We start from the raw sequence: 3077 nt of genomic DNA on the forward strand, positions 1-3077 counted from the left end.
CGTCACACCATGGGAGTTGGTTCTACCCGACGACGCTGCGCTAACCTTCGGGAGGCAAGCGGCCACGGTAGGATCAGCGACTGGGGTGAAGTCGTAACAAGGTAGCCGTAGGGGAACCTGCGGCTGGATCACCTCCTTTCTAAGGATGTTCCTAGCAGCATTAGAACTTGTTCTTTTACTCGTGGAACACTTAGCAGTGCTTTAAGCACATAGGTTCGGATGTCACTTCGGTGGCATACCGGCCAATCGGTTCAAGCCGTCCTCATATCTCTTCATGTCGAGTTATTGCCGTCAGGCAATAACGGGAACCGTGGCAGTTGATTGCGCAGCAATCGACGAGAGCGGTACTCACACAAATAAAAACAAAGACACGGGTTACCACCCGTCTTGGGTCGGTAGCTCAGGTGGTTAGAGCGCACGCCTGATAAGCGTGAGGTCGGAGGTTCAAGTCCTCCTCGACCCACCAACATTCAGCTTCTTCGATGCTGAATGAATGACGGTTCCACATATTGCTAAGTGGCAGGTTCTTTTGCGAAAGCAAAATGACCGAGAACGCTTCTTGGTATGGGGTCAGTCACCACATTATTCCAGCCGGGTGCTTCTCGGTGACTTTGCAAGCAAAGTAACCTGTCAGCACTCAATTTGTTTGGCTCTGCCAAACGAAATTGTGGGGCGTTAGCTCATCTGGGAGAGCACCTGCTTTGCAAGCAGGGGGTGATCGGTTCGAGTCCGATACGCTCCACCATATCTCAGAATTGCTCGATTTGACCATTAAGCGCTATTTGAGCGTTTAGTCGTCCAATCGGACGCAGAACGTAAGTTCTGTCTGCGTATTACCTTGGTAGTATGCGGGAATTGACATCGTATAGAGAGAATTAACATCAGTTTTTTATACTGATCGGGCGCGTTAGTCTGATCTACCAACTTCGAGTTGGACGTATAAAGAATGTAGTGTTTTGTATGATTTGGGAGCCTTCCCGGCACCCTTATCTTGGGGTCCGACCCCGAAGTACAAGACACAATCCAAGTCAAGTAAACTAACCTACAAGATATATCGCAACAGGCTTTGAACCAGACTGTTGTGATGGGAAAAATTTACTCTTTTGATTAAGAGGTTCCTGAAAAGGACCTCACCCCGGAGGCTTACAAAAGGGCCATCGGGGCGCGGAAGAAGCAGACCTGCACGGGTCCGTCTTCTTCTGGATCAAATCAAGCGCGAGAAGGGCGATTGGTGGATGCCTTGGCAGTAAGAGGCGATGAAGGACGTGATACTCTGCGATAAGTCGTGGTTAGCCGAGAATAGGCTTTGACCCACGAATTTCCGAATGGGGCAACCCACCTGATACTTTGTTATTGTTATCCACTGTCAGCTCTAGGGTTGGCAGCGGCAGTTCAATAATGAGGTTAACCAGGTATTTTTAGACTGAATACATAGGTTTAAAAAGGCAAACCCGGGGAACTGAAACATCTAAGTACCCGGAGGAAAGGAAATCAACAGATACTCCCCTAGTAGCGGCGAGCGAACGGGGACCAGCCGAGCTGTGATTGTGATTAGAATGGTCTGGAATGGCCAACCATAGTGGGTGACAGTCCCGTATAAGAAGCAAGATCGGACGTATTAAGTAGGGCGGGACACGTGAAATCCTGTCTGAACATGGGGGGACCACCCTCTAAGGCTAAGTACTCCTTACTGACCGATAGTGAACCAGTACCGTGAGGGAAAGGTGAAAAGCACCCCGACAAGGGGAGTGAAACAGTTTCTGAAACCGGTCGCCTACAAACAGTTGGAGCCCCCTTGAGGGGTGACAGCGTACCTTTTGTATAATGGGTCATCGACTTAGTCTATCTAGCAAGCTTAAGCCGTTAGGTGTAGGCGCAGCGAAAGCGAGTCTTAATAGGGCGAATGAGTTAGATGGATTAGACCCGAAACCGAGTGATCTAGGCATGACCAGGTTGAAGGTTAGGTAACACTAACTGGAGGACCGAACCCACATCTGTTGAAAAAGATCGGGATGAGTTGTGCCTAGGGGTGAAAGGCCAATCAAACTCGGAGATAGCTGGTTCTCCGCGAAATCTATTTAGGTAGAGCGTCAGACGAATACCCTCGGGGGTAGAGCACTGGATGGGTAACGGGGACTCACCGTCTTACTGATCCTAACCAAACTCCGAATACCGAGGAGTAATATCTGGCAGACACACGGCGGGTGCTAACGTCCGTCGTGAAGAGGGAAACAACCCTGACCTACAGCTAAGGCCCCTAATTCATGGCTAAGTGGGAAAGCAGGTGGGACGACCAAAACAACCAGGAAGTTGGCTTAGAAGCAGCCATCTTTTAAAGATAGCGTAACAGCTCACTGGTCTAATTTAAGTTGTCCTGCGGCGAAAATGTAACGGGGCTCAAGCCATGAGCCGAAGCTTAGGATGCCGTAAGGCATGGTAGCGGAGCGTAGTGTGACATAACACCATGTCTCTTTTGCTCGTTTTGTAATGCAATTCTTCAGATAGCACAGGCAACTGTGTTTATGTGTCGAGGGTTATTACAAGTATAATGAGCGTCGGAGACGCGGTGTTTTCTGTGAAGCCGGGGCGTGAGCCATCCGGTGGAGAGATCACTAGCGAGAATGATGACATGAGTAGCGACAAACAGAGTGAGAGACTCTGTCGCCGAAAGTCCAAGGGTTCCTGCTTAAAGCTAATCTGAGCAGGGTAAGCCGACCCCTAAGGCGAGGCCGAAAGGCGTAGTCGATGGGAACCAGGTTAATATTCCTGGGCCGTGAGGTGGTGACGGATCTCGAAGGTAGTTCATCCTTATCGGATTGAATGAGCTGCTAAGAGGTTCCTGGAAATAGCCCCTCTATAAGATCGTACCCTAAACCGACACAGGTGGACAGGTAGAGAATACCAAGGCGCTTGAGAGAACGATGTTGAAGGAACTCGGCAAAATACCTCCGTAAGTTCGCGAGAAGGAGGCCCAGTTTCTACGCAAGTATTGACTGGGGGCACAAACCAGGGGGTGGCGACTGTTTACTAAAAACACAGGGCTCTGCGAAGTCGTAAGACGACGTATAGGGTCTGAC

General features: G+C 49.9%; 2 tRNA genes and 2 rRNA genes (1 of these 4 running past the window's edge). All 4 read left to right on the forward strand.

Going from position 1 to position 3077, the window contains the following annotated elements:
* Positions 1-139, forward strand: a 16S ribosomal RNA gene (locus AC3Y7R_RS15075) (it extends 1282 nt beyond the left edge of the window).
* Between the two features lie 250 nt (positions 140-389).
* Positions 390-466 (forward strand) — tRNA-Ile (locus AC3Y7R_RS15080).
* Between the two features lie 203 nt (positions 467-669).
* Positions 670-745: transfer RNA gene (locus AC3Y7R_RS15085), tRNA-Ala, on the forward strand.
* A 462-nt stretch (positions 746-1207) separates the two neighbouring features.
* A 23S ribosomal RNA gene (locus tag AC3Y7R_RS15090) occupies positions 1208-3077 on the forward strand; the annotation flags it as partial.

This window comes from Litoreibacter sp. (assembly GCF_058136045.1).